The organism is Nostoc sp. JL23 (assembly GCF_017115065.1).
Classification (GTDB): Bacteria; Cyanobacteriota; Cyanobacteriia; order Cyanobacteriales; family Nostocaceae; genus Nostoc; species Nostoc punctiforme_A.
This window is the reverse complement of the sequence record NZ_JABXKN010000033.1, coordinates 118,596-145,095: the sequence shown is the minus strand read 5'-3', so window position 1 is coordinate 145,095 and position 26,500 is coordinate 118,596. Positions and strand designations below refer to the sequence as shown.

Sequence of the window (26,500 nt, the reverse complement as noted above, 5' to 3'; positions counted from 1 at the left end):
TTGAGAAAACATATTTCTTGTTTTTCTTGGAATAATTTATTCTTTGGAAGTCCCTAACTACAGAACTTTTACTTTCTGTACAGTTCCAATAAATTTCAGTTTTATTTAGTTAATGTGTAGCTAGATTTGAGTATTTTCACTATTTATTTATAATCGGAAACAAGCTGAATAGCTTACGTAATTTTACGTGATTAACTATTAGATTGGTTAAAATTTTTATGATTGTACGTATATTGATCGCAACACCATTTATTTATTGCTTGCCACTAGTGTGATGCGCGATCACCTTCCATTAACCAACCTCAATCTGTTGTTTCAGAACTACGGCAGAAAAATCAGCCAGGACTCATAGACAAAGCTGTACATCTTGGTAGCATTGAGTGAAGTACCCGTCAGCAAGGGAGCGAGGGCGATGTACGCAACCGTCACACAACCACTGACTTTTGAAGAGTTTCTTGCCTGGGACGATGGTTCAGGTAGAGAGTTTGAGCTATCAGATGGGATTCCCGTGCCATTATCAGAACCAAATGCAAATCATGAGGATTTAATCGAGCGACTGTGTGCCTACTTAGAAAATCACTGCCAAGAAAATGACCTGCCTTACGTGTCGCGCCAGTCCAAGCAGGTTCGGCTCAAAATAGCACCAGGAGAAAAGGAAAAAAGCCGGAAAGCTCAATCTCCGTACTAAAAGCTGTTGCCAACTCAGGACTAGCGATCGCTTTGGTGCAGATTCTGAGTGCGATCGCACCCCAAAAAATCATTACATAATTAAATATGCGACATTTGTTTATGTATTAATACGGGACAACCAAACGGAAAGTCTGACCGTCTCAAGTTAACAAAGGCACTGTAAGAGCGATCGCTATTATCACAGCATAAGTATATTACTAAACTTGAAATAGTTTTTTATTTTACCTAAAAACATAAGTAAACATACTAATACACTGTAACTGAAATTTGCTTACCCTTAACAAGGGGTTTGAGTAGGGCAATTTATGAATTGCTCCTACTTACTTGTATGCTTAATTGAGATGGTAGCTGGATTTGCGTCGCACTCTACTAGGCTGTGATTGGTTTATTATTCTTAGTTTAATTTAGTTCTAAATCATGATCAAAAACACTACTCTAGATCCTTTAGTAACTGATATTCGGTGTGAAGAAATTTGTCAGATTTTGGGAGAGACTTACAACCAAGAACGCTGGAACGATTGGCGCTGGCAAATGCGGCATCGGTTGACTAAGCTGGAACACTTTCAGAAGTTATTAAGGCTTAGTGCTACAGAAGAACAGGGACTTTTAATTGCACCAGAGAAGTTTGCTGTAGCCGTAACCCCATACTTTGCATCACTTCTTGATCCAGAAGATCCCCTTTGTCCGCTACGGTTACAAGTGATACCACGGGAAGAAGAACTAATAGTTAGTCCAGCAGACATGGTAGATCCATGCGGTGAGGATGGCGATACTCCAGTACCAGGACTCGTACACCGCTATCCTGACCGAGTGTTGCTGCTTGCCCTAGATAGTTGCGCCGCTTATTGTCGTTACTGCACCCGCTCTCGTTTGGTGAGCCAAGGTGAGATGTATCCAGTAACACGGCGGTTGGATGCGATCGCTGCTTACCTGGAGGAACACACCGAGATCCGTGATGTGCTAATTTCCGGTGGCGATCCTCTATTGATAGCTGATGAACCTTTAGACAATTTGCTTAGGCGGCTGCGTGCCATTAAGCATATTGAATTTATCCGCATTGGTTCTCGTGTGCCGAGTTTTTTACCGCAGCGAATTACACCGGAACTGGTTGCCTTACTTCGTAAACATCGCGTGTGGCTATCTTTGCACTTTTGTCATGTGCGAGAACTGACCCCAGAAGTCGCACAAGCTTGCGATCGCCTCGCTGATGGCGGCATTCCTCTAGGCAGTCAAACCGTGCTATTAAAAGGTGTGAATGATTCGGAAAAAGCCCTGAAGAATCTGTTTCACGGTCTTCTCAAGCTGCGTGTACGACCCTATTATCTTTATCAATGCGATCCAGTTGTTGGTACTGCACATCTGCGAACGAGTGTGCAAACTGGGCTTGATTTAATTTCTAAATTACGTGGTCATACTACTGGCTATGCTGTACCAACCTATGTAATTGATGCCCCCGGTGGTGGTGGCAAAGTCCCAATTCAAGCCGAGACTCTAGTTGCTTATGAGAATGGTACAGCTACAGTGCAAAATTGGGCAGGTAAGACGTATACATATATAGATCCAGTTGAGCAGGGGTAATATCGTTTCCGGTTAAAGACTTATCATTATAGACCGCAATTCTTGTTGGGGAAATAGGCTTTTGGGATTTTTGCACAGATGCGGTAATTATAAGTGATTAACCGGACTTGATATAACACTATATATTTGTACACGAGTTGATCGCCATCATCTAAAAGAGCCGATTGAAATGTTTCTATTGAGTTCTTGGCAAAGCAAAAAACTAAGTAATAGCAGGAGATTAGTTGGAATGTTGATTGTTGGTAATACAAACCTAAAAGATCGAGGTGTCTTCGCACAGAAGCGCTTTTTGAAAGGAGAACTCGTTGAGAGAGTGCCAGTTGTTGTTATACCCGCAGCACAGGTTGAATTCCTAGATAAAACAATTTTGGGCAACTATTACTACGATTGGGAAGATAAAGCTGCGGCGATCGCTCTAGGTTTATCTTCCTTGATCAACCATTCCTACAATCCCAATACTTATTATGTGAAAAAATTCGCTGACCGAGAGTTGGATCTGATTGCCTACCGAGATATAGAAGTGGGAGAAGAAATTACTGCTAACTACAACGGTTCTCCTGATGATAAATCTCCTATATGGTTTGAGGTTGTTGATGAGATATTTTCGCTTAATTAAGGATTTATAGCACTTCTCGAATGGAAAATACATTTTGACCTCACTTCCATTCCTCTCTCTTAAAAGGAGAGAGGCTTTGATGCTCACTCCCCAACGCTAGCTCTTAAGGGGCTGGGGGTTAGGTCTGTATTTCACCCAATTGAGAATCGCTATAGTAATCGGAATTCCTTAATTAAGATACCTAATTTGTACATTAAAGCTAACAGAGAAAGCTTTCTCGCTGGGAATTATCGGGCTATGGGGTTATTTATTGGTCTGTGTTATGACCTGAAGGCAGACTACCTTAAGGCTGGTTTCAGTGCCTCTGAGGTGATGGAGTTTGACGATGAAGAAACTATCATCGGGCTAGAAACTGCACTATTGCAGTTAGGTCATCAGGTTGAACGTGTTGGTAATGGTAGAGAACTTGCTCGGCATTTGGCAAAAGGCGATCGCTGGGATCTGGTTTTCAATATTGCTGAGGGTTTAAAGGGTCGCTCTCGTGAAGCTCAAGTTCCGGCAGTCTGCGAATTATTCACTCAACCTTACACCTTTTCCGATCCGCTTACCTGTGCCCTGACGTTAGACAAAGCGCTTGCTAAGAGAGTAGTGCGCGATCGCGGTTTGCCGACAGCTCCCTTTGAGGTCGTGAATACTACCGCAGAAGCAGCATCTGTCTCGCTGCCAATGCCACTTTTCCTTAAGCCTATGGCGGAAGGCAGTTCTAAAGGCGTAACTGGGCGTTCTCTTGTCAAAGAACGCGAGGAGCTAGTAAATGCTTATCAAGCGTTACACGAACTTTTTCAGCAACCAATACTTGTGGAAACCTTTCTTCCTGGTAGAGAAGTAACAGTAGGCATTATTGGCAATAATAGCAACTCACGGGTAGTAGGTGTGATGGAAGTAATTTTTACAGGACAAGTGGAAGCTTTTGCCTACACCACCCTCAACAAAGATGAGTATTTGGAACGGGTATCTTATCGTTTGCTCATAGATCCTGAACCACTGGCAGCACAGGCAAGACAACTGGCGCTGGATGCTTACCATACTCTTGGTTGCCGTGACGCTGCCCGCGTGGATCTGCGCTGCGATCTTAGCGGTGTGTTGCAGTTTATGGAGCTTAACCCATTGCCAGGATTACATCATGTCCGCTCAGACTTGCCAATTATGGGGCGTTTAGGTGGTATGACATACACAGAAATCATTGCTCAAATAGTCGAGTCTGCATGGCAAAGATATAAATGCTGAACAAGAGGCAGGGGGCAGGCTGACGGTTGTAGGTATTTTACAATTAGGTGCAATAAACCTACACATATCAGCTACTTCCCCCGCCCCTCTGCCCTTTTTTATGCAATATGAAGTTGCTCAAACTAAACTACAGAGGGATGTTAAGTGATACGCTCATCTTATAGTGTGTTAAATAGTGTCACCTAACTGTGGAGAATATACTCATGAATTTATTATTTATGCAAACAGCAGCACCAGCTATAGATGCTGCGCCTCATTTTCCAGTTGCTTTTACCTTGGTGTATGTCGTTGGTTTTATTGCTGCTGTCACCATTGGGTCAATAGCTTGGTACAATTCGAAACGCCCCGCAGGTTGGGAAAGCAAAGAACGTCCTGATTTTGTGCCTAAAGTTGATAAAGAAGAAACTCCAGGTCTGGGCGACCCTAAGTAATAATCAGTGATGAGTGCTGAGTTTAATAATCAAACTTACAGCAGTTTTGATTTATTTTGAACCACATTTTACATTATCCAGAAACTTTGTAGAGACGTAGCAGTACTACGTCTCTGCAATTGTCTATTAACTCCGCAAAGAAGTTACATTCATATCGTCGTTCAATCTGCGAATTAGACGGGATAACTCACGAATAATATTCACCGCAATTTCGGGAGTTTCTTCGATCGCATCATACAGTTGCTCTTGCGTCAGTTCTAAAAATTCACAAGGTTCGAGAGTCGTTGCGGTGGCGGAGCGAGGTTGAGTATCAAATACTGCCATCTCACCAAAGTATTTTCCTTGTTCCACCTCTGCCAACTGTTTGTTCCCAATGTGAACTTTAACTCGACCGGACACGACAATATAGAGCGATCGCCCTTCTTCTCCCTGTCGAAAGATGGTGTAATTAGCTGGGAATGACAATTCGTTCATCACTGAAGTGAGCCGCACAATAAAATCATCCCGCAATTCCTTAAAAATCGGGACTCGCCGGACAAATAATAAACGGTCAACACTGGTTAACATAATTACAAGTTAAAAATCCAACATTACTGAACATCTCAAAACTGAAGTCAGAGGGCGATTAGTCATATTACCGATGTTGAATGCTAGCCGTCAAGGATATCTGAGGCTTTACTATCTGACAAGGGTTCTCTTCAATAAGAGCGATTGCATAGAAGTTTCTCAAACAATAGCTCAGTATTCAATACTACTCGTTTTGGGCATTTTGAACTCAGAATTTGGTTTAGGGGAAAGGTTAAAGGTTTTTTCTTTCCCTTTTCCCCTGGTCAGTGTCAATGGGTACAAAGCCCAAAACATCTAGTAAAATTGTCAATCACTTTTATTTATCATTTTAAAAAACAAGAGTATTTGCTCTTATTGGGCTTAAAGCCATAATATTGACTTCATGAGCTCCCAAGGTACCTTGCTGAGAAAAAAATCACCAATTTAATTGGAGGCGATGCCTCTAAAAATTGGGTAATTGGCTGATAAATAACGAATATCGACCGGTTGTCGTTAAAAAACAGTCACAAAATCTCCTAAACTGCCCTCACATTGAGATAGCAGAGAGGACTAAGACAAACAGCATTGAATTACTGTGAGCAACAATTATGGCTTGGCTAATTAGTACATTATTGATTGGAATCTCTGTCGCTTTTGCAACCACCTTTGACGACAACTTATATTTGACGGCTTTCTTCGGGAAAGTCAATCGTAACTTTCGTCCTAAGCATATTGTTATCGGTGAATTTCTGGGATTTACTACCTTAGTATGCGCCAGTCTACCTGGTTTCTTCGGCGGTCTGCTCATCCCTAGCAGCTGGATTGGTTTACTAGGTTTACTTCCCATCACCATTGGGATCAGTAATCTCATCAGTCGACAAGAGGAAGAAGAGACGGTGCAAGCTGTGTCTGTTGACTTAAACTCTCCTGTCAAATCTGGACGCCAGAAGAAATCACTATTCGCAATCATCCGCGATCCTCAAACTTACCGTGTTTCTGCTGTCACCATTGCCAATGGAGGAAACAACATTGGAATTTATGTACCGTTGTTTGCCAGTAGCAATCTTCCAAGTTTGGGCGTAATTGTCTGTGTTTGCTATTGCAGTATTGGGATGTGGTGCTTACTCTCTTACAACCTGACTCGTAATCCTCTGATGACTCCCGTTCTAACTCGCTATGGTCGAAAAATCTTCCCCTTTATCTTAATTTACTTAGGACTCTCTATCTTAATTAAAAGTGAAACATATCGACTTTTACCTAGTCTGGCAATGCTTGGGAACTAAGTATGAGGCGATCGCCCCCCTCCAGTGGACGCTCCACGCGATCGCAATTCTTGAATGTAAGCAAAAAAATCAGCGATCGTTTCCCATCGAAAAAGATTTTGTAATCACTTGAATTTATCAATATGAATAACAATAATATTTGCTCTTATCAATCCAGTTATCTAAAGTGAGAATAAAGCACATTATCGATGGCTCTTATAAAAGCAAGCCCACTAATAGGAATCAGATTATGAAGGAAATAATGAATCAATCAAACTCTAAAAAATTAACTCAGTGGCTCGCAAAAGCAGTGTTTCTGGTATTTGTCGCGGGATTTACTCTGCTTATCCAGCCTAGCGCTAGAGCGCAAACACTAACACCATCTATAACTACAGAATCCGAACTAGCTCCAGTAATATCTCCAGTTGAATTGCCAATGGAGCCTGTGACAGCACCAGTAATATCTCCGGTTGTATCGCCAATAGTGTCTGTAGCAGACAACGTTAGACGTTTATTACAAACCAATGAATGTGTTGGTTGTAACCTAACTGGGGCATTGTTAAAGGACACAAACCTGCAAGCGGCAAACTTGGAGGGTGCTAACTTACAAAATGCAGACTTAGAAAGGGCTAACTTACAGCAAACAAACTTACAAGGGGCTAACTTTCAAGGAGCAGATTTAGGCAAAGTAAACCTTTTGGGAGCAAATCTGACGGGAGCGAACCTTTTCGATGCAGATTTAGAGAAAGCCAATCTCCTGGGAGCAAACCTGCAAACCGCTAACCTACAGAACGCAGACTTGGAAAATACAAATCTGACAAATGCAAACATCCAGGGAGCTAACCTGATGGGCGTTGATTTGGAAGATGCAATCAGACCGGAAGGATTCGCTATTCAGTGACATCTGTTGTAGGGGTGTAAGGCCTTGCGCCCCTATCGCGTGGTCTATTTACTAAAGTTCTTTGTGCAAATTTAATCAAAAACATCAAAAGCCTGTATTCATTGCTGAATCAGGCTTTAGTTTTTAGTATACTTTGCGACTTTTAAGAAATCCTCTTTGGTTCTTTGGGTATTGAATTGGCCAAATATTGTTAGTCAATTAATTCCATCAATTCTTTTGTTTTCAAATCAGCTGCTATCGGTTGAGAACATGCAATCTGAGGAGAGATAGAGCAAATCGCCTCTGTAGTTGTTTCAAAACAATTTGATAAGCCAATTGTATTTAACAATCCTGTACGTTCTAGTAGTTGTTGGACTTCGGGTTGTAAACCTGTGAGAATTAAGCGGCAATTGTGCCGTTCCAAGTCATGATAAATATCTTCTAAGGCTACTAATCCAGTTGTGTCCATATTTGGCACAAACCGCAACCGCAAAATTAAATATTTCACTTCCGGTTCATCGCGGAGGAAGGTAGCAAATCGTTCAGCAGCACCAAAAAATACGGGGCCATCTACCCGATAAACGGCAATTTCCTTACCTAATTCCAGAGGAGTACCAGGGGGAAATACTTCAGTTTCAGGTATTTTAACTAAGCTTAAATCGCTCATCCGTTTGATGAACAAGGCTCCGGCTGCAATCAATCCCACTTCGACAGCGAGAACTAAGTCAAACAAGATTGTCACCAACCAGGTGAGAATCATCACAGCAAAGTCGGAGTAGGTAGCACGCATTAATAAACCAATGGCTTCCCACTCAATCATCCGCAGACTAACCACCATCAAAATTCCAGCAAGTGCTGCTAAAGGAATCTGCGCTGCTAGGGGTGCTAAAGTTAAAACGATGATGGCTAAAGCAAGACCGTGAATTACCCCAGATAGTCGGGTTTTGCCGCCAGAACGGACATTTACAGCAGTTCGAGCGATCGCACCAGTGGCAGGGATACCACCAAAAAATGGCACAATCATATTAGCCAAGCCTTGACCAATTAATTCGCGATCGCTATTATGTTTCTCGCTGACAGTCATACCATCAGCCACCACCGCCGATAGCAACGATTCAATACTCCCCAGTGCAGCTAAAGCCAAAGCCGGGTTAATTAGTTCCCGAATCACACTAAAATCATTCCAGTGGGGAATACCTTGAGGCATCGGTAAAGATTGAGGAATCGTGCCAATTGTTGGTACATTCAGATGGAAAGCAGAAGCGATCGCAGTAGCTAACACCAGTCCCACTAAAGAACCTGGTATTGTCGTATTGATTCTGGGCCATAAAACATTAGTTGCAATCACCACAACTGCTAAGGCAACTGCTGCCCAATTTAGAGCTTCCACATGAGTTAGACTTTGCCACAGTCCCGGCAAAAAATGTTCGCTACGTGGTAATTTTAAACCAAAGAAATTATTTAACTGACCGCAAAAAATAATGACGGCAATACCATTAGTAAAACCTGCCGTCACCGGATAGGGAATAAACTTTACTAACTGTCCAAGTTTGGCAACCCCCAAGGCAATCTGGATAATCCCAGCCATTACCCCAGCAATCCAAACTTTCTCAAGGCCGTACTTGGCGACAATTCCCACCAAAACCACAGCCATTGCACCTGTTGGCCCTGTAATCTGTACTGAGGAACCACCAAAAATTGCGGCGACAATTCCCGCCACAATCGCGGTGTAAAGTCCCGCCTTTGGTTCCACACCACTGGCTACCGCAAAGGCTAAAGCCAAAGGCAATGCTACCACTGCTGCTGTTAGTCCTCCCGTCAAATCGCCACGCAGTCCACCAAACAAGCGACTCAAGCGCAAAAGCAATGGTTCTTTGAGGATATCAGATGTTGCCATATCGTCATTTTCAACTCTTATACACAATTTGTTGAAGCACACACAAATGTTATTCCATCTTTTCTGTAGATTTCATCAGGGTTGTTGATAATTCCCTGATTGCGTATGGGTTTTGGTTCAAGTTCGCCTATTTGCTGATTAATAAAAGCGCAGGTTTGATTGACATAATGGATATAGCGTGTATAGAAAAGTTGGCGATCGCTACAGAGTTTTTTAGCAGAGCTACGGCTTGTAGGTTTAAAGCTCTGCGTGTTTTGGCAGATAAGCTCGAACATGGGGAAGTAAGGTACGGTAGCAGCTAGCGTCAGTGCAGCCTAAAAATTTGATGTTTTTAAGAAAATCAGCATCTTTTTAGTATTAACTTTATAATTTACATTAGTACAAATTTGGTAAATACTAATGTTGCAATCGATTGAAGGAGTGTACAAGAACGGTAATATATAACTTTCAGAATTACCATCTGATGTATCAGAAAGCCGTGTAATTGTAACTTTTTCATAGCCCAAACAAGCTCCAATACAAAAGCAGATAATGCGGTTTGGTATGTTTTTTGGGCATAAACAATCAATAGAATAGGCGGTATTTCAACTCAGCACTCTTGATTATTTTTAATGCACTCCGATAAACATCCCATATCATCTGTCAGCAGGGTAAGATATTTAACCCTTGAGAAGTATTGACATATTAAAATTTTCTAGCCTTCATCTTGCATATTCAGAAAAAACGTTATAAATTATTAGATAATAGGGGAAAATCTGACTTCTTAGTGTCAAAAACTAATCCTGCTCAAGTAAATATACTGCAACCAGTTTTAATTTCACACAGATCCTAAACACCACTGAAGATATGTTTTTATTTGGTAAAGCAAAGATTCTGGACAGACAACGGAACAATAAATAATCTAAAAATATATCTTAGGTGACTGTTTTTAGCAATCATGTTACTACTTATGGTGGAGAACAATAACTATAATTCACCAAAATAGTAATAGATTACAAGCAATGAACTAACAATAAATTTGCATAAATGTTAGCAATTGTTGATTATTTTTTTGCCTAATTATGTTTGCTATTCAAAGAATCGTTTTTGTTATGCTGAGAATAGCAAAAATAATAAATGAACACACATCTACCACAAATTCACAATCCTTATGGAGTTATTCTGTCAATGCACCTAAACGAATTGGAAACTACTGAGAATTTAAAAGAAGTGGAAGAAGCATGGCTAGCACTAGAAAAATCAATTCTCTATTATCAAGGTCGCCCTGTTGGGACAGTAGCCGCTTATGATGCCTCTGTAGAGGCGCTCAATTACGATCAGTGCTTTGTTCGGGATTTTGTTTCTTCTGCTCTAATTTTTCTGATCAAAGGTAGAACCGATATTGTTCGTAATTTCTTAGAAGAAACCTTAAAGTTACAGCCTAAAGAAAAGGCATTAGATGCCTATAAGCCGGGAAGAGGATTAATACCAGCTAGCTTTAAAGTGGTATCAGACAATGGAAAAGAATATTTAGAAGCAGACTTTGGTGAACATGCGATCGCTAGAGTTACACCTGTAGATTCTTGCCTATGGTGGATTATTCTATTGCGCGCTTATGTAGTCGCCACAGAAGATTTTTCTCTCGCCTATCAACCTGAATTCCAAAATGGTATCAGGTTAATCATGGAAATCTGCTTGGCGAATCGTTTTGATATGTACCCAACACTATTGGTTCCAGATGGCGCTTGTATGATTGACCGTCGTATGGGCATTTATGGGCATCCTTTAGAATTGCAAGTCCTCTTTTACACGGCATTGCGTGCATCTCGTGAACTGCTAATTTGTAAAGGTAATTCTGATATTGTTGAAGCCATTGATAACCGTTTACCTCTTTTATGCGCTCATATTCGCCAGCATTATTGGATAGATATTAATCGTCTGAATGCAATTTATCGCTTCAAAAGTGAAGAATATGGCAAAGCTGCTGTTAATCTATTCAACATATATGTAGATTCCGTGCCTTATTATGAATTAGATAAGTGGCTACCAAAAAAAGGTGGTTATCTAGCAGGTAATGTTGGTCCATCACAGCTAGATACTCGCTTCTTTTCACTCGGAAACTTAATGGCAATCATTTCCGACTTAGCCACCGAAGAACAGTCACAAGCGATTATGACTCTCATTGAGGAACGATGGGATGATTTGGTGGGAGATATGCCAATGAAAATTTGTTTCCCAGCTTTGGAACATGAAGAATACAGAATTGTGACTGGATGTGACCCCAAAAATATACCTTGGTCGTATCATAATGCTGGTAGTTGGCCAGTTTTAATGTGGATGTTGGCGGCGGCGGCTGTGAAAACTAATAGAACAAATCTCGCACAAAAGGCGATTCAAACTGCCCAAGGACGCCTTAGTACAGATGAATGGCCAGAGTATTACGATGGGAAAAAAGGGCGACTGATTGGGAAACAAGCTAGGAAATATCAAACTTGGACAATCACTGGGTTCTTATTAGCAAAAGAATTGATGGCAGACCCCACTTCTTTACCATTAATCAGCTTTGGAAAATTACCAGCAGAACAGGTTTCTAGAGCGTGTGAGTTTGAAATTGCCAGTGTAGACCCCTATATGACTTGATAGGAAAGTTGGGAGTTATTCAATTTTGGATTTTAGATTTTAGATTTTTACTTCAATCCGAAATCTAAAATTCAAAATCTAAAATTGGCAGAGTTGGGAGTTAGAATACAAAAGCCTCCTGACTCCTGAATCGTGTTTTCATGACAAACCCCCGTCAATTAGCTTTTATCGCCCTACGAGATGTTCATAAGGGGGCTTATGCTGATGTTGCCCTAGATAGAGTACTACAAAAAGTTAATTTGCCTGATAACGATCGCCGCTTAGTGACAGAATTGGTTTATGGGAGCGTCAGAAGGCAACGCACCCTCGATACTCTCATCGATCAACTCGCTAAAAAGAAATCTCATCAACAACCACAAGACCTGCGTACCATCTTACATCTAGGCTTTTATCAACTGCGTTATCAAGAGCGTATTCCCGCCTCAGCTGCTGTTAATACCACAGTCCAACTCGCTAAAGAAAACGGTTTTGCTGGACTCACGGGTTTTGTTAACGGTCTATTACGACAATACATCCGCCTTGCAGAGAAGATAAAGGGCGATCCGTTACAACTTCCAGAAAATCCAGTAGAATTTTCTGACTTTTCACCGGATCTGGAAAACCTCTCTCCAAACCTCTCCCCTAAAAGGGGAGAGGCTTTGAATTCTCCCCCTTCCCTAGTAGGGAAGGGGGCTGGGGGGTTAGGTTTCGCGTTAACTTTTAAAAGTCAGGTGGAACGCTTGGGCATTTTACACAGTTTTCCTGACTGGATTATTCAAGTTTGGTTAGAACAATTGGGTTTAGCCGATACAGAAAAACTGTGTGAATGGATGAACCAACCACCAACAATTGACTTACGCATCAATCCACTTCGCATTTCCATCGAGGAAGTTGAGGCGGCTTTGCAATCTGTCGGTATTTTGGTGAGCCGGATTCCTCATTTACCTCAAGCTTTACGATTTATTGGTAATACTGGGTCAATTCAAAAACTACCGGGTTTTAAAGAAGGTTGGTGGACTGTACAAGATGCTAGCGCTCAATTGGTAGGTCATTTGCTCGACCCCCAACCAGGTGAAGTGGTAATTGATGCCTGTGCTGCACCAGGGGGGAAAACAACCCACATCGCTGAGTTAATGGCAGATAAAGGGAAAATTTGGGCTTGCGATCGCACTCCTTCTCGTCTTCGCAAACTCCAAGAAAATTCTCAACGGCTAAATTTACAATCTATTCAAATTTACACTGGCGACAGTCGCCACTTCAATCAATTTCAAAACACCGCAGACCGAGTATTACTCGATGCTCCATGTTCTGGTTTGGGAACCATGCACCGTCATGCTGATGCGCGTTGGCGACAGACACCAGAATCCGTCCAAGAACTTTCGGTACTGCAACGAGAATTGTTGACACATACATCAACTTTTGTCAAACCCGGTGGTGTACTAGTTTATGCCACCTGTACATTGCATCCAGCGGAAAATGAAGAAGTAATTTCGGCATTTTTAGCTGAGTCACCTGATTGGCAAATTGAGTTTCCCAGCGGCGTTGAGTTACCTGATTCTACCGAGAGGACACCTCAAGGTTGGTTTAAACTTTGGCCCCATCGACAGGACATGGATGGTTTTTTTATGGTGCGCTTAAGAAAAACCAATAATTCCGAATGAATACTGTTTGGGATTGTACGATTTGGTGGAGGCCTGAATCTACCAGAGGAGGCAGCAATGGTTTCCCCTTCCAATGTAAAAAACTTAGTTAAAATCCTGATTGGAGCCGCCTGGATCGATGGCAGAATCCAGCCAGAAGAACGGCAATATCTCCGCGAAATAGCTCAAGCAAAAGGTTTAGCTAATGATCCAGAAATTAAGCCTTGGCTGTACGAATTAGTTCCTGTGCAGCCAAAAGAATGCTACGACTGGGTGCGGGAGTATCTAGGCGATCGCCCCAGTCTTGAAGATTGCGAAAATCTGATTGAAGCCATCAGTGGCTTAATTTATAGCGATGGTGAAGTTGCCGTTGAAGAAGCCAGACTCCTGACAGAATTGCAGGATATAGTGAAGCCGAATGAGTCAACTCAACCAGCTCACACTGCGCTTCTCAAACAAATTCAAAAGCTTTACCGCCGTTGGGTTGAAGTCCAAAACTAACATGGAGTTATGAGTTAATCCAAAAGGAGGCGGTGAATTATCTCACTGCCTCCTTGCGTCTCTTCGTCCCCATACCCTCGGAAATATGCGTACCTCTTTAGGTAATTTTTATAGCTATAGGACTAGCCCTTTCAAGGTGACTTGTCAAATCTCTTGTTTTTTCTCAGCGCTCTCTGTGCCTCTGTGGTTCAAAAGTAATTGATTTAACCGCAGAGGCACAGAGAACACAGAGAGAAGAAGTCTTAAGCTATTTCCCTGAAAATTGGTGTAATTTACCTTACTGGGTTTTGCGCTTGCTTAAATCCACATTCCTGAAGATGCTACTTTTAGACATTCTTTAAGAAACTGCTGGGGAATTTCTCTACTTTCTCCCCAATGCTGATGAACATAAGAAGCATGAATATTTGCAGGTAAACCCCATCCTTCACATCCCATATTTTCTTCACAATCGTAGCGAGAAGTTTCAAATAGGGGCTGAGTGGGAGTTAAGGTTAAATGGGAACGATGAAACTCATGTCCGTAAACAGTTGTATTTGCTTTAACTAACAAATTATCTTGCAAAGCGACTGCACGACGATAGCCCAAAGTTAAACGCCCACCCATCACAGCAGATGTTGGTAGCACTCCCGCCATTGACCAAGATTTACCTTCAAAATCGATAATTTGGTCACACAGATACATCAATCCTCCGCATTCGGCAACCGTAGGCATTCCTTTAAGTATTGCCGTTTTCACAGCATGACAAACGCTAGTATTTTCTGCGAGTTGCTGGGCAAAAACTTCCGGGAAACCACCGCCAAAATACATTCCCTGGATATCTTTTGGTATACCAGCATCTTCTAAGGGACTCCAGAAAACCAATTCTGCACCAAGTTGTTGCAGCAAATCGAGATTATCTTGGTAGTAAAAATTAAAAGCCCGATCGCGGGCTACTGCAATCCTAACTGGGGATAAGGGAGATAAGGAGGCTGAAGCAGAGGGAGAAAGAGGTTCTGATTTTAACAAAGGTAATAAGCGTTGCCAGTCAAAGCAAGTATCTCCTAAATCGGCGAGGCGATCGATTAAAGCGTTGAGTTCAGGAAGTTCGGCTGTGGGTACTAAACCCAGGTGGCGATCAGGAATTGTGATATTATCTTGACGGCGCATTACGCCGAGAATGTTTAACTGTAAGGGTTCTAGAGAATCTTTGAGGAGAGAGAGATGGCGATCGCTTCCCACACGATTTAATACTACCCCAGCTATTTTAATTCGGGGATCAAAAGATCGATAGCCGTGCGCGATCGCAGCTACAGAACCAGATAAACGACTGCAATCGATCACCAACACCACAGGTAAATCTAACAGCCGCGCAATGTGTGCCGTACTTGCAAAGTCAGTTGATTTTTGCTTTTCTTGCCCATGCCCCATGCCCAATTCCCTATGCCCAATTCCATCAAACAACCCCATTACCCCTTCCACTAGGGAGTATTCACTCAGTTGACTATGACGGGTAAAACATTGCTGAACGTAAGCTTCAGAAGTCAATACGGGGTCTAAATTGCGACAAGCACGACCAGTTACGTGTTGATGAAACATCGGATCGATGTAGTCTGGCCCCACCTTAAAAGATTGCACCAAGCGATCGCGACGGCGTAAAGATGCTAAAAGGGTGAGCGTGACTGTTGTCTTACCCACCCCACTACGTTCCCCGGCAATGACTAAAGCCATAAATGAAACAAATTAGGTTTTTATGTAGCAACTATTTTGACTATTGGCTGTGCGTCCATCGTCGCTTTTTGCAAAAGCAGATACACGGGTTTATCAAACCAACTAACTCAAACTTATACCAATTAGAAACAAGAAAACCAGCCAATTAGGGGAGTTAGGCTGAAAAAGTCTAATAGTATAGTTGGAAATTAGCCGAGAGTCAGATAGCAATAAGCTACCAGAAGAGGAACGTTTTATGATAACTGTGCATCATCTTAACAACTCGCGATCGCAGCGTGTGCTGTGGCTGCTGGAAGAATTAGGTATCGAATACGAGATCAAATTCTATGAACGCGATCCCAAGACGATGATGGCACCGGAGTCGCTACGCCAAGTCCATCCCCTCGGCAAATCACCAGTAATCACAGATGCAGACTTGACGATCGCTGAGTCGGGTGCAATTATCGAATACTTAGTTGATCGCTATGGTAATGGTCGGCTAGTCCCGGCATCCGGTACGCCAGAGCATCTGCGCTATAAGTATTGGCTGCATTATGCCGAAGGTTCGGCAATGCCACCACTAGTAATGCGGCTGGTATTGAACAATTTCGGGGCAGGCGACAGCAGTGTAGTTAGCGGATTCGTCGCGCCCCAAATCAAACTTCACTTTGACTACATAGAAGACGAACTCCGTAAAAATACGTGGTTTGCAGGCAATGAATTTACCGCCGCCGATATCCAAATGAGCTTTCCTCTGGAAGTAGTCGCTGCACTCCCCGAAGAGGTCAAAAACCGGCCAAAGCTCAAAGAATTTGTCGAGCGCATTCATGGGCGACCTGCTTACAAAACCGCTCTTGAGCGTGGAGGCAAATACGACATATCCTTTCAATAGACTTCTTGAATGAATCGAAACCTCACCCTAAATTCTTCTCTTAAGCAAGGCTACGGTGTACACAAAAGTCTTCTAAAGCTGTCCACGTCTTGACCTGCTATGTTAATGCATCGACCTGCTATGTTAATGCATCGACCTGCTATGTTAATGCATCGACTTGCTATGTTAATGCATCGACCTGCTATGCCAATGCATCGACTTGCTATGTTAATGCATCGACCTGCTATGTTAATGCATCGACCTGCTATGTTAATGCATCAACCTGTTATGCCAATGCATCGACCTGCTATGCCAATGCATCGACTTGCTATGTTAATGCAATACGGTTCGGTTAAGGTTTTTTGATGAAAATTATTGATCCCCAAAGACGCTATAAATCGCCGTATATACAAAGGATTGATTCTTGTAGAGACGGCGATTCATCGCGTCTCTTGCCTCCAAGGAAAATAGAAAAACCCTCCAGATGATTGAAATATCCAAAAATCTGAAGAGTTTGTGTTTGATTTCGCCAATTTTGGTAACTTTTATTGTTTCCAGGCGCAACTAACTATTTGTTGTCAACTTGAAAATATTCGCTGTAATCCCTAGACTTTCTTCAAAAAGTGACTCACGACCCCAGCGTTGTACCTGCTGACTCAGCAAAGCTTCCGCCTTTTGTTCTGAAAGTGAAGTCACCTGTTGAAATAGACCAGCAGATTGAGCGCCGCCGTGGGTTTCCATCCGCATACAACCACCAGTTTCCGAACAAATTACCGTACCACAGTCTGCCTTCGGATTGGTCGAACTGAGGCGCAAAGCAATCAAGTCGCCAGCAATATCACCCACATCAGCAAGGGGAACGCCCGCTAATTCGGTTTCTATTTCCCGTTGGTCTTGGGCAACAAAGTTAATGCGAGTGATGTCATAATCTCCGGTTTCCTTTTTATAGGAAATAGGCTGCCATTCTAGACGACTTGCCAACCAACCTAAAAACAGTAATGCTTGTGCAGGGTTGCCTTTTTCGTAATCAATAGTTACTCGGTCAACTTCCCGCAGGGCAGCCCGACGATGAGGTGAGTCGTAAGCTTCAGCTGTCAATTCCTCCCATGCTGAGAGGCGACGCCAGTTGAGGTCAGCCAGGGGAACCCCACTGTCCACCAATTCTTGGAGGCGGAGTAAGTCACTTTCTGGCTCGTTAAAGCGGCAAGAATCTACAATCACATTATTGCAGACGGCTGCCAACCGCTTGAATAGACTGTTATTGGGGTCTGGTGTTGCTTTCCACCAGAGAAACTTTGGTAAGCCACCAATCAACAATGCTGGAATCATACCACCGATGCGTTCTAAGGCAGCAGCAGTACCGCTGATAGTGATGTATTCGCAGCAAATTAGTGTGCTTGACGATTGCTTTTGGATCGGGCAATAGGCAGAAACTTGAGCTTTCACCCCTTGATCTTCGCCAGTAATGGGAAATAGCGCGATGATCCGGCAAGGGTTGCGGAGGGCGATTTCATCAGCAATTCTGGGGCTTGGGGCATTTAAGCTGGGAAGTTCAATAGAAGCATTGTCTCCCGCAGCGCCGTTTCCTTGACGTTTGATGAATTCTTCTCTCAAGATAGCCAGGGTTTCAGGTGTTGCTGTTCCAGTATCTGGTAGTGCATGTTTTCTCTGCACTTGCCGCAAGGCAGATACCATCTGAGGCCCTAAAATTCCGTCAAGCGGGCCGTTGTAAAATCCCAAAGTAGCCAAAAGATACTGGGTTTCTTCGGGTTCGTAAACCACTAAGGTAAATGTTGTGGCGCGAGTGGCAGCAGGAAGCCCACCGTCCTCGCCAGTAATGCCGTAACTTTGCCAAATTTGATTAAGTTCCGCTTCTATTTCGTTAAGCGAAATATCTTTTGGCGTCTGAAGTGAATAAATTGTAGAAGCTTGGGGAGCCATAGTAGTTTTGAGTTGTCAGCTTTGTTTGGTGAATCAGTTAGGAGTTAAAAGTTAGAAGTTAGGAGTTAAAAGTTAGGAGTTAGGAGTTAAAAGTTAGAATAACTGAAATTATTAACTCAAAAACTCATAATTTATTACTCCTAACTATTAACTCATCACTTCTAACTTTCTAAAGTCTGCGCCAGCGACGGCCATCCTGGTTAATTAAGAATTCTGCTTCTGTTGGTTCCCAGGTTCCAGCTTCATATTGGGGAATAGTATTGGCGTCGGCGGGTGCATCCCAAACGGAAAGGGCTGGCGTTACTACCTGCCAAGCGGCTTCTACTTCGTCCGCGCGGGTGAACAATGTTTGATCGCCCATCATACAATCAAGGAATAAGCGATCGTAGGCATCAGATGTAGCTTGGATGCCAAAGGAACCATAACTAAAGTCCATGTCAACGGAACGAGTACGGAATTCTGCCCCCGGCATTTTCACATCAAAACGCAGGGAAATACCTTCATTTGGCTGAATCCGCATCGTCAAAATATTGGCGTTTGTCTGTTGGGCAGCAGATTGGAACATCCGAGATGGAACTTCGCGGAAGTGAATGGCAATCTCGCTGACTTTTTTCGGCATCCGCTTCCCGGTACGCAAGTAGAAAGGAACACCTTTCCAGCGCCAGTTATCTACCAGAAACTTCATGGCGACATAAGTCGGTGTGGTGGAGTTGGGATCAACGCCTGGTTCTGTCCGATACCCTGGCACTGCTTGACCTTTCATCCAGCCAGCACTATACTGACCGCGTACTGCTGACCGCGACAGATTGTGAACATCAGCTAAACGAGTAGCTTGGAGTACCTTCACTTTTTCTGTGCGGATGCTGTCGGCATCCATTGCGTTGGGTGCTTCCATTGCCGTTAGACAGTAAAGTTGCATTAAATGGTTTTGCAACATATCCCGTAGTGCGCCGGCGCTTTCATAGTAACCAGCCCGGTCTTCCACTCCCACGGTTTCTGCCACGGTAATTTGCACGTGGTCAACAAATTGACGATTCCACAACGGTTCAAAAATCGCATTGGCAAAGCGAAACACCAGCAAATTTTGGACTGTTTCTTTACCCAAGTAGTGGTCAATGCGGTATACTTGGTTTTCTTTACAAAATTTTTGTACCACTTGGTTGAGACTCTGGGCAGAAGCCAAGTCTCGACCAAAGGGTTTTTCAACTACTAGACGATGTTTGTAGGCATCTTCTAGCATCCCGGCGCTTCCTAACTGCTTAATCGCTTCTGGAAAGAATGAAGGGGCAACCGAGAGGTAGAACATGCGATTACCTCGCGTGCCCCGTTTTTCGTCTAATTCACTCAATAAGTTTTTTAGTTTCTGGTAGCCTTCGGGGTTGTCTATATCCCCAGGACTATAGAACAGACCTTGAGAGAAATCTTGCCAGAGTTCCCCTAAATCGACATCAGGATGGGCTTCTTCCATGCCCTTTTGCATTTGTTCGCGGAAGTACTCATGGCTCCATTCTCGACGTGCCACACCGACAATTGTCGTTTCTGGGGGAATACGCCGTTCTCGCCGCAATTTGTAAAGTGCTGGCACTAGTTTGCGCCAGGTGAGATCGCCAGAAGCGCCAAAAATGACTATAATCTGGGGTTCGGGCATCCCTTGTTGTTGCAGACCAACGCGCAAGGGATTTTCTAGCAGACTAACCATAACAATTTTGGATTTTGGGTTTTGGATTTTGAGATTGGGCATTGGGCATGGGGCATTGGGCATTGGGCATGGGGCATGGGGCATGGGGCATGGGTTATTTTCCTTGTCCCCTTGTTCTCCTCGTCCCCTTGTCCCTCTTCCCTTGTCCCCTTGTCCCCAATACCCAGTCCCTACACTGGTGACAATACCTTGATCTTGTCTTCTAAAGAGTTCATCAAGGACTGGAAGGGCTGGATAAACTTGTCAATACCATCGACTAACAGTTCATCCATTACGTTATCGAGATCGATGTTGATGTCTGGATCTTTGAGGTTTTCGATCAGCGTGTAAGCTTTGTCTACATCAGTTTCTAAGCGATCGCCTACGTTACAATGATCGGCACAAGCTTTAATGGTCGCTGGTGGTACGGTGTTGACGGTATCATGGCCAATCAACTCTTCGATATACATCACATCTCTGTAGTTGGGGTCTTTGGTGCTGGTGCTAGCCCAAAGTAGCCGTTGTTGTGTAGCCCCTTTTGCTGCCAACTCTTGCCAACGCTCGCTTCTAATGATTTTCTTGTATTCTTGATACGCAATCTTAGCGTTAGCGATCGCTACTTTCCCTTTCACAGCTCTTAGCTTTGCTTCCACGGAAATATCATCAACGCCTTTTTTCAACTTAGCATCAATCTTGCCGTCAATGTTGCTATCGATCCGGCTGAGGAAGAAGCTAGCGACTGAAGCAATTTTACTGATGTCCTTACCTTCAGCCAGCCGTTTTTCTAAGCCCCGAATATAAGCCATTGCTGTGTTTATATAGCTTTCTACAGAAAACAGCAGCGTAATATTAACATTCATCCCTTCGGCTATTACCTGTTCCACTGCTGGCAAACCAGGTTCTGTACCAGGAATTTTAATCATCAGATTTTCCCGACCAATTTCTTGGAAATAGCGGCGGGCTTCGGCTATTGTTGCTTCGGTATCATGGGCAATGGTTGGCGGTACTTCAATACTCACATAACCATCTAGTCTATTCGAGGCTTCATAAACAGGGCGTAAAATATCACACGCATTACGGATATCTGCAAAAACTAGGGATTCGTAAATTTTGTCTATGGGTAGGCCAGCCCGAACTCCGGCTTCGATATCGGCATCATAAATAACGTTACCAGCGATCGCTTTTTCAAAGATAGCTGGGTTAGAAGTAATCCCAGATATACCTTGATTTTCAACCATGTCTTTGAGTTCACCTGATTGAATAATGTCACGGGTCAAATTATCCATCCAGATACTTTGACCGTATTGGTTAATTTCTAGTAGATGATTGGTAGACATAGCTAGTTTATTTCACTCCTGTATAGTGATGTTTCTAAGTAAATTTGGCAAAACGCATCAAATATTGATGGTTACTTTTGAATTGTGGCGTTGCCAATCACTTATTGCATCGGCCAGCTGAGATAATCCTTAATTGATCTTCAAAAAGCCCTATTTTGCATTCCCAATCTTAAATCACCATGATTAACGTTTAATTAATGGCAGATGAGAGTACAGCACTGAGGACATAATTCACTCTTGTAAAACGTCTAAAACCCTTACGTAACAGTAATTACGAATTGTCTTCTAGTGTCCGTTTTGAATAAAAGACTCCACCTTGGCGACATCCTCTTTGCTGCCAATAATTAAAGGCGTGCGCTGATGCAGTTTTTTTGGCACCACATCCAAGATATTTACCAGTCCTGTAGTAGCACGGCCACCTGCTTGCTCAATTAAAAAGGCGAGAGGAGCAGTTTCATAAAGCAAGCGTAATTTTCCTTCAGGGTTTTGAATTGTGCCTGGGTAGAGAAACACGCCGCCTTGAACCAAAATTCTATGGATGTCGCTCACCATTGCGCCGCTATAACGAGCGCTGTAGCCTTCTGTGCGATGAACGTAGCGAATGTATTCTCGAATCGATTCTTCCCACTGCCAAAAGTTACCCTCGTTCACGCTGTAAACAGAACCGTGGTTAGGAATGCGAATATTTTCTTCTGTAAGAATAAACTCTCCTAAGCTGGGATCGAGAACAAAGGAATGAACCCCCTTACCTATAGTATAAACCAGCATTGTGCAAGGCCCATACAGGATGTATCCGGCGGCAAGCTGCTTACGTCCGTTGGTGAGGAGGTCAGTTGCCTTACCATCGCTATCAGTTCCTTCTTGTTGGCGAATGGCGAAAATGGAACCCAAGCTGAGATTATTATCAGTATTGGAGGAGCCATCAATTGGGTCATACAGCAGGGTATAACGGCCAATGGGGCAATTTTCCGGGATGTAGTAAGGATTTTCCATTTCCTCAGACGCGAGGCGACAGACTAAGCCGCTTTGCTTAAACACTGATATAAATACATCATTGGCATAAACATCCATCTTTTTGACGGATTCGCCTTGGACATTAACTTCGCCAGTAAATCCCAGAACGCCTTCCATTAAACCAGCGCGACTCATGCGACGAGCAACCAGTTTCCCGGCTAGGGCGATGCGATTCATCAGCGCACTTAAATCCTGTGCATCTGGCGAAAAACTCTGAAGTTGTTGGAGGACGTGACGGGATAAGGTTGTACAGTCACGATCTAAGGCTCTGTCTGTAGCATCGTAGGCAGATAAGTCTAAAGATTCTGGCGCTTTAGTCATTTTTATGTTCTCCGCAGCCACTAGCTGTTAATTGGGTTTTAGTCATCTATAGCAACTTATAGTTGCTGCTTCTATCTTAGAAAGGTAATTTGATAACTTAGATGCGACTTTAGATAAACTAAAGAAATGAATCTTCAGTTACCCCTGCACCCAGAACCTAGCTACTTCGACTTAACATGACTTTCTGAAGCGGGTGGGTATGGCTACACATCCTATCCACAAACTAAAATCTCCACATTTGCGGCAGGGACTATAGCCTTATTCTGAAACATTAATACGAAACTACTATCAGATTTGCCCAAGGCAAGCAATCTGCCTAGTTAACTAAGATACTTTTGGTTGCTGCCAGATAATGAGTTTCAATTCAGAGCAGTAGTAAGCCTCATCACTGATTTGGTGTTCGTGGTCAGCTATCCAATCATAAATTTGTGTTGCTTTTGCTAATGCCACTTTTTCTGAACGATAAAGCTGAGGAGTAGGGCAGTAGGCTTGACCATTGATGTGTATAGCTGCAATCTGCCAATAATCGCTCTCTGGTACAACTTCTAAAAACCCGTTACTGTAAGGCTGGATTATTCCTATATTCATCTACAACCATCAAACTTTCTAACATTGGCCACAACAAAGCCGATACCAGCCAATTCTTCCGAGTCAAAGCTGGAATCACCAGGGAATGCAGTCGCAACCCCTGCTAATGATTTTGGGTTCGTAGTCAATGGAAATCTGAATTATTGGTCACTTTTTTGGCTTGATTCCGTTATTGGCAGGAATAATGGCACAAGGGACTGGTCGGCGCGGCTACATTGGGATTGTCCAAACTCAGAGTCTGGCTGGATAGATGATAATCTGTAGAGCGAACCAGCAATTCGCAGTACTCACCCGAAATAACCGAACAAAAGGAGTAAATTTATTATGTCCCGTTTGCTAACAGCGTTCCGGCAGCGATTCTTGCGGAGTATTTTTGCAATACTCTTAACTTTGATTAGTAGTTTAATACTTCCTGGGGCTACTTGGGCTGCTTCTAGCTTGGGAATTGATAATGGTCATCTGAGTTCTTGTCCGGCTTCAGACAACTGTGTTGTCAGCCAAAACGCAGATGAAAAACACGCTATCGACCCGATTGCTTATCATGTAGACCGTAATGCAGCTAGAGAAATCTTACTAAAAGTTATCGGTGTTGTTCCCCGTACAGAAATTGTAGAACAAACAGATAATTACATCCACGCTCTTTCTAAAAGCCGCATCTTCCAATTTGTTGATGATGTAGAATTTTATTTACCTCCTAATGAGTCAGTAATTCATCTGCGCTCGGCTTCGCGCGTGGGAGAATCTGATCTTGGTGTCAACCGCAGACGAGCCGAGCAAATTCGTCTGGCTCTACGCGATTTAAATATTTGATTTTGGCGCTACTTATTCTCATTTAACTGATTGAGGTGCGATCAGCAATACCATTTAAAAATTTATACTTAGTGAAGAAATCTCAGACTATCTGCAATGATTGTGCTTTCCATACCTTAGTAGAAGAAGCGATAACGTGCATTCACCCTGACGAAGTTGGGGTTAATTGTTCTACCGTTATTTTCTGCAATTCATTTGAGCCAGCACTCATAATTGACAGTCCTTGCGTGACATACGGCAATGATGAAGAATAACTTCAATTGCGTAGGCGCAACAACTAAGCTTTTGGAATTTCAACTTACGTTGCTATTTAGTAAATTATGGTAATATAAAAGCTCTTGGGCGATTAGCACAGGGGTAGCGCACATCCTTCACACGGATGGGGTCACTGGTTCAAATCCAGTATCGCCCACTTATACACAGAAAAGTTTTCAGCTAACTAGCTTCGGTTTCTTAAATACGCCCCCACATCAAGATACGCTTGTAGGGGAAAAAGAACGGGCGCTCATCCTCTAGCAACTCGAATAATTTCTGCTGATAGCGTTCCACAAATCGCTCATAGCTTTGAGCATTTAGTTGGGACTCATAAGCTGTTAGCAATGTCCCGCGATACCACTCTACCACGGCTTCTCGTGAGGGCAACACATGTCCATAAATTTGAAGCTTGACTTCCTGCTTGACAAATCCCAACTTATAAAAGATTCTGGCGTATGTTTCTGGGGGAAGTACCTCTAAACGCCGCACATATCCTCTTAATTCTTGACTGAATTCCTGTGCAGTTTCAACAGCTATCTGATGCACTGGCTCACTATCCATCGCTGGTATTTGTACAGCGAGCTGTCCACCAGGCCGCAGTTTTGCCCGCAATTTCTCAAATAAAACCTCATGTCCCGTTAACCACTGCAATGCCGCATTAGAAAATACCACATCAAACTCCCCATCTCCTGGATTTTCCTCAATCCGTCTTTGCTCAAACCGTAGTCCATTGCCTTCAAACTGACGCGCTTTTTCCAGCATTTTCTCAGAAGCATCTATCCCTAAAGTCTCCTCTGCTGCTAAGGTTTCATGCAGATATTTCGTTAATTTTCCGGTTCCACACCCTAAATCAATAACTCGTAAGTTTTCTTGCCGATGTACCATGTCTACCAAGTCGTAGAATGGACGGCTTCTTTCAGCTTGAAATCGTTCGTATAGTTCTGGATTCCATTTATCTGGCATATTTTTATAATTCGTAATTCGTAATTCGTAATTTATAAAGTGGTATGGCATTCGACTCCGCTCACCAGCCGCTCAGTAACTATCGTAGACATCCCACCCAATTTACCATGCCCTATGACCAACTACTTTCGCTCTAATGTTGATGCAATGGCTAGCTATATTCCCGGTGAGCAGCCTCAACGCGGTACACAAATTATTAAACTTAACAGCAATGAGAACCCCTATCCTCCTTCCCCTGCGGCATTAGCTGTGCTACGGAATATTGATGGTGAGTGGTTGCGGCGGTATCCAGAACCTTTTGGGGGGGAGTTCCGCGAAGCTGCAAGTAAAGTTTTAGGAGTTCCTAGTGATTGGATAATTGTCGGAAATGGCAGTGATGAATTGTTAAGTGTGGTGATTCGAGCCTGTGCTGAACCTGGGAAAAAGGTAGTTTATCCGATGCCTACTTACGTGCTATATCGCACCTTAACAGAAATGCAAGCGGCGGAAATTATTGAGATTCCCTACAGCAAAGACTACAGTTTACCAAAGGACGAATTAGTTGCTGCCAATGGGGCGGTAACATTTATTGCGTCGCCCAATAGTCCATCGGGACATGTGGTGGCAACAAATGATTTGCGAAAATTAGCCAGCCAGTTATCTGGAGTTTTAGTGATTGATGAAGCATACATAGATTTTACCGAAGAGAATGCATTGGCTTTGGTTAAGGAATATGAAAACGTCATTGTGCTTCGGACACTATCTAAGGGGTACTCGTTGGCAGGATTACGGTTGGGCTTTGGGGTGGCGAATCCTAAACTTTTGCAGGGATTGTTTAAGGTTAAAGATAGCTATAACATCGATGCGATCGCTTGTGCAATTGGTACAGCTGCTATCACTGACCAAGCTTATAAAAATGCTTGTGTAGCCAAGATTAAAGCATCACGGACTAAGTTAGCAACAGACTTGAAACAATTAGGTTTTCATGTCTGGGATTCCCAAGCTAACTTTTTGCTGGCACAGCCAAAAAAAGGAAACGCAGAATACCTTTATCAAAAACTCAAGGAACAGGGAATTTTAATCCGCTATTTCAAGCAGCCTGGACTAGATGATAAATTACGTATCACTGTTGGGACAGATGAGCAAAATCAGGCTTTAGTAGAAGCACTAACTACAAACCTTTAATGATTC

The 26,500-nt window shown here is 43.1% G+C and carries 26 protein-coding genes and 1 tRNA gene; 17 read left to right on the top strand and 10 right to left on the bottom strand.

All coding sequences use genetic code 11. The features are described from left to right. Positions 1-412: 412 nt before the first annotated feature. The 5 genes from HWQ42_RS05575 (at position 413) to HWQ42_RS05555 (ending at position 4,542) form a co-directional block, all read left to right on the top strand. Positions 413-688: a Uma2 family endonuclease gene (locus HWQ42_RS05575; RefSeq protein ID WP_292810023.1), complete on the top strand. Its 276-nt coding sequence runs from the start codon at positions 413-415 to the stop codon at positions 686-688. A gap of 419 nt (positions 689-1,107) precedes the next feature. After that, on the top strand, positions 1,108-2,268 hold the full coding sequence (locus HWQ42_RS05570; protein ID WP_292810021.1) for a KamA family radical SAM protein: 1,161 nt from the start codon (positions 1,108-1,110) through the stop codon (positions 2,266-2,268). Between the two features lie 229 nt (positions 2,269-2,497). Further along, complete coding sequence (locus HWQ42_RS05565; protein ID WP_292810019.1) at positions 2,498-2,884, top strand: SET domain-containing protein; 387 nt, start codon at positions 2,498-2,500, stop codon at positions 2,882-2,884. A gap of 186 nt (positions 2,885-3,070) precedes the next feature. Further along, on the top strand, positions 3,071-4,111 hold the full coding sequence (locus HWQ42_RS05560; RefSeq protein ID WP_292810017.1) for a D-alanine--D-alanine ligase: 1,041 nt from the start codon (positions 3,071-3,073) through the stop codon (positions 4,109-4,111). 203 nt (positions 4,112-4,314) lie between these two features. After that, positions 4,315-4,542: a hypothetical protein gene (locus HWQ42_RS05555; protein WP_292734014.1), complete on the top strand. Its 228-nt coding sequence runs from the start codon at positions 4,315-4,317 to the stop codon at positions 4,540-4,542. Positions 4,543-4,668: 126 nt separating this feature from the next. On the opposite strand, the gene HWQ42_RS05550 is transcribed toward HWQ42_RS05555, so the two are convergent. Beyond that, positions 4,669-5,109: a Crp/Fnr family transcriptional regulator gene (locus tag HWQ42_RS05550; RefSeq protein WP_069074674.1), complete on the bottom strand. Its 441-nt coding sequence runs from the start codon at positions 5,107-5,109 to the stop codon at positions 4,669-4,671. Positions 5,110-5,696: 587 nt separating this feature from the next. Between HWQ42_RS05550 and HWQ42_RS05545 the strand changes: the two genes are divergently transcribed. From HWQ42_RS05545 to HWQ42_RS05535, 3 genes are all read left to right on the top strand, one after another. Continuing rightward, on the top strand, positions 5,697-6,371 hold the full coding sequence (locus HWQ42_RS05545; protein ID WP_292734020.1) for a cadmium resistance transporter: 675 nt from the start codon (positions 5,697-5,699) through the stop codon (positions 6,369-6,371). Continuing rightward, the gene (locus HWQ42_RS05540) at positions 6,361-6,483 is read left to right on the top strand and encodes a hypothetical protein (protein ID WP_292810015.1); all 123 of its coding nucleotides are present in this window, start codon (positions 6,361-6,363) and stop codon (positions 6,481-6,483) included. Before HWQ42_RS05545 ends, HWQ42_RS05540 begins: the two co-directional genes overlap by 11 nt. A gap of 129 nt (positions 6,484-6,612) precedes the next feature. Then, the gene (locus HWQ42_RS05535) at positions 6,613-7,251 is read left to right on the top strand and encodes a pentapeptide repeat-containing protein (RefSeq protein WP_292810013.1); all 639 of its coding nucleotides are present in this window, start codon (positions 6,613-6,615) and stop codon (positions 7,249-7,251) included. A gap of 190 nt (positions 7,252-7,441) precedes the next feature. Here the strand turns inward: HWQ42_RS05535 and HWQ42_RS05530 are convergent, their stop codons facing one another. Then, on the bottom strand, positions 7,442-9,127 hold the full coding sequence (locus HWQ42_RS05530; protein ID WP_179067767.1) for a SulP family inorganic anion transporter: 1,686 nt from the start codon (positions 9,125-9,127) through the stop codon (positions 7,442-7,444). A 167-nt stretch (positions 9,128-9,294) separates the two neighbouring features. Between HWQ42_RS05530 and HWQ42_RS05525 the strand changes: the two genes are divergently transcribed. The 4 genes from HWQ42_RS05525 to HWQ42_RS05510 all read left to right on the top strand — a co-directional run bounded on the left by HWQ42_RS05525 (position 9,295) and on the right by HWQ42_RS05510 (position 13,866). Beyond that, complete coding sequence (locus HWQ42_RS05525) at positions 9,295-9,429, top strand: hypothetical protein (protein WP_292810010.1); 135 nt, start codon at positions 9,295-9,297, stop codon at positions 9,427-9,429. A gap of 865 nt (positions 9,430-10,294) precedes the next feature. Beyond that, positions 10,295-11,746, top strand: coding sequence for a glycoside hydrolase 100 family protein (locus HWQ42_RS05520; RefSeq protein WP_292810038.1), 1,452 nt, complete (start codon positions 10,295-10,297; stop codon positions 11,744-11,746). A 140-nt stretch (positions 11,747-11,886) separates the two neighbouring features. Continuing rightward, complete coding sequence (gene rsmB / locus HWQ42_RS05515) at positions 11,887-13,386, top strand: 16S rRNA (cytosine(967)-C(5))-methyltransferase RsmB (RefSeq protein ID WP_292810008.1); 1,500 nt, start codon at positions 11,887-11,889, stop codon at positions 13,384-13,386. A 57-nt stretch (positions 13,387-13,443) separates the two neighbouring features. Further along, entirely contained in the window at positions 13,444-13,866 is a 423-nt protein-coding gene (locus HWQ42_RS05510; protein WP_099103810.1) for a TerB family tellurite resistance protein, read from the top strand. Positions 13,867-14,163: 297 nt separating this feature from the next. Here the strand turns inward: HWQ42_RS05510 and HWQ42_RS05505 are convergent, their stop codons facing one another. Next, positions 14,164-15,573 carry a cobyrinate a,c-diamide synthase gene (locus HWQ42_RS05505; protein ID WP_292810005.1) on the bottom strand — a complete coding sequence of 470 codons (1,410 nt, stop codon included), beginning with the start codon at positions 15,571-15,573 and terminating at the stop codon, positions 14,164-14,166. A 235-nt stretch (positions 15,574-15,808) separates the two neighbouring features. Here HWQ42_RS05505 and HWQ42_RS05500 point away from each other — a divergent pair, with 235 nt between their 5' ends. Both HWQ42_RS05500 and HWQ42_RS05495 read left to right on the top strand, forming a co-directional pair. Continuing rightward, positions 15,809-16,444, top strand: coding sequence for a glutathione S-transferase (locus HWQ42_RS05500; protein WP_292734043.1), 636 nt, complete (start codon positions 15,809-15,811; stop codon positions 16,442-16,444). A gap of 105 nt (positions 16,445-16,549) precedes the next feature. Then, positions 16,550-16,789 (top strand): hypothetical protein, encoded by a 240-nt coding sequence (locus tag HWQ42_RS05495; RefSeq protein ID WP_292810003.1) that lies wholly within the window; start codon positions 16,550-16,552, stop codon positions 16,787-16,789. 198 nt (positions 16,790-16,987) lie between these two features. Here HWQ42_RS05495 and opcA read toward each other — a convergent pair whose 3' ends face one another. The 6 genes from opcA to HWQ42_RS05465 form a co-directional block, all read right to left on the bottom strand. After that, positions 16,988-18,364 (bottom strand): glucose-6-phosphate dehydrogenase assembly protein OpcA, encoded by a 1,377-nt coding sequence (opcA, locus tag HWQ42_RS05490; RefSeq protein WP_292810001.1) that lies wholly within the window; start codon positions 18,362-18,364, stop codon positions 16,988-16,990. A 169-nt stretch (positions 18,365-18,533) separates the two neighbouring features. Then, positions 18,534-20,063, bottom strand: a complete 1,530-nt coding sequence (gene zwf / locus HWQ42_RS05485; protein ID WP_292810035.1) for a glucose-6-phosphate dehydrogenase — start codon at positions 20,061-20,063, stop codon at positions 18,534-18,536. 170 nt (positions 20,064-20,233) lie between these two features. Further along, positions 20,234-21,379, bottom strand: coding sequence for a transaldolase (gene tal / locus HWQ42_RS05480; protein WP_292809999.1), 1,146 nt, complete (start codon positions 21,377-21,379; stop codon positions 20,234-20,236). Positions 21,380-21,664: 285 nt separating this feature from the next. Beyond that, positions 21,665-22,714, bottom strand: coding sequence for a class 1 fructose-bisphosphatase (gene fbp / locus HWQ42_RS05475; protein ID WP_094347243.1), 1,050 nt, complete (start codon positions 22,712-22,714; stop codon positions 21,665-21,667). A gap of 324 nt (positions 22,715-23,038) precedes the next feature. Further along, complete coding sequence (locus tag HWQ42_RS05470; protein WP_099102250.1) at positions 23,039-23,302, bottom strand: hypothetical protein; 264 nt, start codon at positions 23,300-23,302, stop codon at positions 23,039-23,041. Beyond that, positions 23,299-23,430 carry a hypothetical protein gene (locus tag HWQ42_RS05465; protein WP_292734055.1) on the bottom strand — a complete coding sequence of 44 codons (132 nt, stop codon included), beginning with the start codon at positions 23,428-23,430 and terminating at the stop codon, positions 23,299-23,301. Before HWQ42_RS05465 ends, HWQ42_RS05470 begins: the two co-directional genes overlap by 4 nt. Before the next feature lie 196 nt (positions 23,431-23,626). Here HWQ42_RS05465 and HWQ42_RS05460 point away from each other — a divergent pair, with 196 nt between their 5' ends. Both HWQ42_RS05460 and HWQ42_RS05450 read left to right on the top strand, forming a co-directional pair. Continuing rightward, a complete protein-coding gene (locus tag HWQ42_RS05460) occupies positions 23,627-24,112 on the top strand; it encodes a DUF1499 domain-containing protein (protein ID WP_292809997.1) in 486 nt (161 codons plus the stop codon). Between the two features lie 340 nt (positions 24,113-24,452). Next, positions 24,453-24,524: transfer RNA gene (locus HWQ42_RS05450), tRNA-Val, on the top strand. Between the two features lie 41 nt (positions 24,525-24,565). Here HWQ42_RS05450 and HWQ42_RS05445 read toward each other — a convergent pair. Next, complete coding sequence (locus HWQ42_RS05445; protein ID WP_292809995.1) at positions 24,566-25,381, bottom strand: methyltransferase domain-containing protein; 816 nt, start codon at positions 25,379-25,381, stop codon at positions 24,566-24,568. A gap of 63 nt (positions 25,382-25,444) precedes the next feature. On the opposite strand from HWQ42_RS05445, the gene hisC reads away from it, so the two are divergent. Beyond that, entirely contained in the window at positions 25,445-26,494 is a 1,050-nt protein-coding gene (gene hisC / locus HWQ42_RS05440; RefSeq protein ID WP_292809993.1) for a histidinol-phosphate transaminase, read from the top strand. The last annotated feature ends 6 nt before the right edge of the window (positions 26,495-26,500 follow it).

Excerpts from the sequence above, each read along its gene's own strand:
- HWQ42_RS05575 (WP_292810023.1), top strand. The coding sequence starts at position 413 with ATGTACGCAACCGTCACACAACCACTGACTTTTGAAGAGTTTCTTGCC.
- HWQ42_RS05570 (WP_292810021.1), top strand. The coding sequence starts at position 1,108 with ATGATCAAAAACACTACTCTAGATCCTTTAGTAACTGATATTCGGTGT.
- HWQ42_RS05565 (WP_292810019.1), top strand. The coding sequence starts at position 2,498 with ATGTTGATTGTTGGTAATACAAACCTAAAAGATCGAGGTGTCTTCGCA.
- HWQ42_RS05555 (WP_292734014.1), top strand. The coding sequence starts at position 4,315 with ATGAATTTATTATTTATGCAAACAGCAGCACCAGCTATAGATGCTGCG.
- HWQ42_RS05550 (WP_069074674.1), bottom strand. The coding sequence starts at position 5,109 with ATGTTAACCAGTGTTGACCGTTTATTATTTGTCCGGCGAGTCCCGATT.
- HWQ42_RS05545 (WP_292734020.1), top strand. The coding sequence starts at position 5,697 with ATGGCTTGGCTAATTAGTACATTATTGATTGGAATCTCTGTCGCTTTT.
- HWQ42_RS05535 (WP_292810013.1), top strand. The coding sequence starts at position 6,613 with ATGAATCAATCAAACTCTAAAAAATTAACTCAGTGGCTCGCAAAAGCA.
- HWQ42_RS05530 (WP_179067767.1), bottom strand. The coding sequence starts at position 9,127 with ATGGCAACATCTGATATCCTCAAAGAACCATTGCTTTTGCGCTTGAGT.
- HWQ42_RS05525 (WP_292810010.1), top strand. The coding sequence starts at position 9,295 with ATGGATATAGCGTGTATAGAAAAGTTGGCGATCGCTACAGAGTTTTTT.
- HWQ42_RS05520 (WP_292810038.1), top strand. The coding sequence starts at position 10,295 with ATGCACCTAAACGAATTGGAAACTACTGAGAATTTAAAAGAAGTGGAA.
- rsmB (WP_292810008.1), top strand. The coding sequence starts at position 11,887 with ATGACAAACCCCCGTCAATTAGCTTTTATCGCCCTACGAGATGTTCAT.
- HWQ42_RS05510 (WP_099103810.1), top strand. The coding sequence starts at position 13,444 with ATGGTTTCCCCTTCCAATGTAAAAAACTTAGTTAAAATCCTGATTGGA.
- HWQ42_RS05505 (WP_292810005.1), bottom strand. The coding sequence starts at position 15,573 with ATGGCTTTAGTCATTGCCGGGGAACGTAGTGGGGTGGGTAAGACAACA.
- HWQ42_RS05500 (WP_292734043.1), top strand. The coding sequence starts at position 15,809 with ATGATAACTGTGCATCATCTTAACAACTCGCGATCGCAGCGTGTGCTG.
- HWQ42_RS05495 (WP_292810003.1), top strand. The coding sequence starts at position 16,550 with ATGCATCGACCTGCTATGTTAATGCATCGACCTGCTATGTTAATGCAT.
- opcA (WP_292810001.1), bottom strand. The coding sequence starts at position 18,364 with ATGGCTCCCCAAGCTTCTACAATTTATTCACTTCAGACGCCAAAAGAT.
- zwf (WP_292810035.1), bottom strand. The coding sequence starts at position 20,063 with ATGGTTAGTCTGCTAGAAAATCCCTTGCGCGTTGGTCTGCAACAACAA.
- tal (WP_292809999.1), bottom strand. The coding sequence starts at position 21,379 with ATGTCTACCAATCATCTACTAGAAATTAACCAATACGGTCAAAGTATC.
- fbp (WP_094347243.1), bottom strand. The coding sequence starts at position 22,714 with ATGACTAAAGCGCCAGAATCTTTAGACTTATCTGCCTACGATGCTACA.
- HWQ42_RS05470 (WP_099102250.1), bottom strand. The coding sequence starts at position 23,302 with ATGAATATAGGAATAATCCAGCCTTACAGTAACGGGTTTTTAGAAGTT.
- HWQ42_RS05460 (WP_292809997.1), top strand. The coding sequence starts at position 23,627 with ATGTCCCGTTTGCTAACAGCGTTCCGGCAGCGATTCTTGCGGAGTATT.
- HWQ42_RS05445 (WP_292809995.1), bottom strand. The coding sequence starts at position 25,381 with ATGCCATACCACTTTATAAATTACGAATTACGAATTACGAATTATAAA.
- hisC (WP_292809993.1), top strand. The coding sequence starts at position 25,445 with ATGACCAACTACTTTCGCTCTAATGTTGATGCAATGGCTAGCTATATT.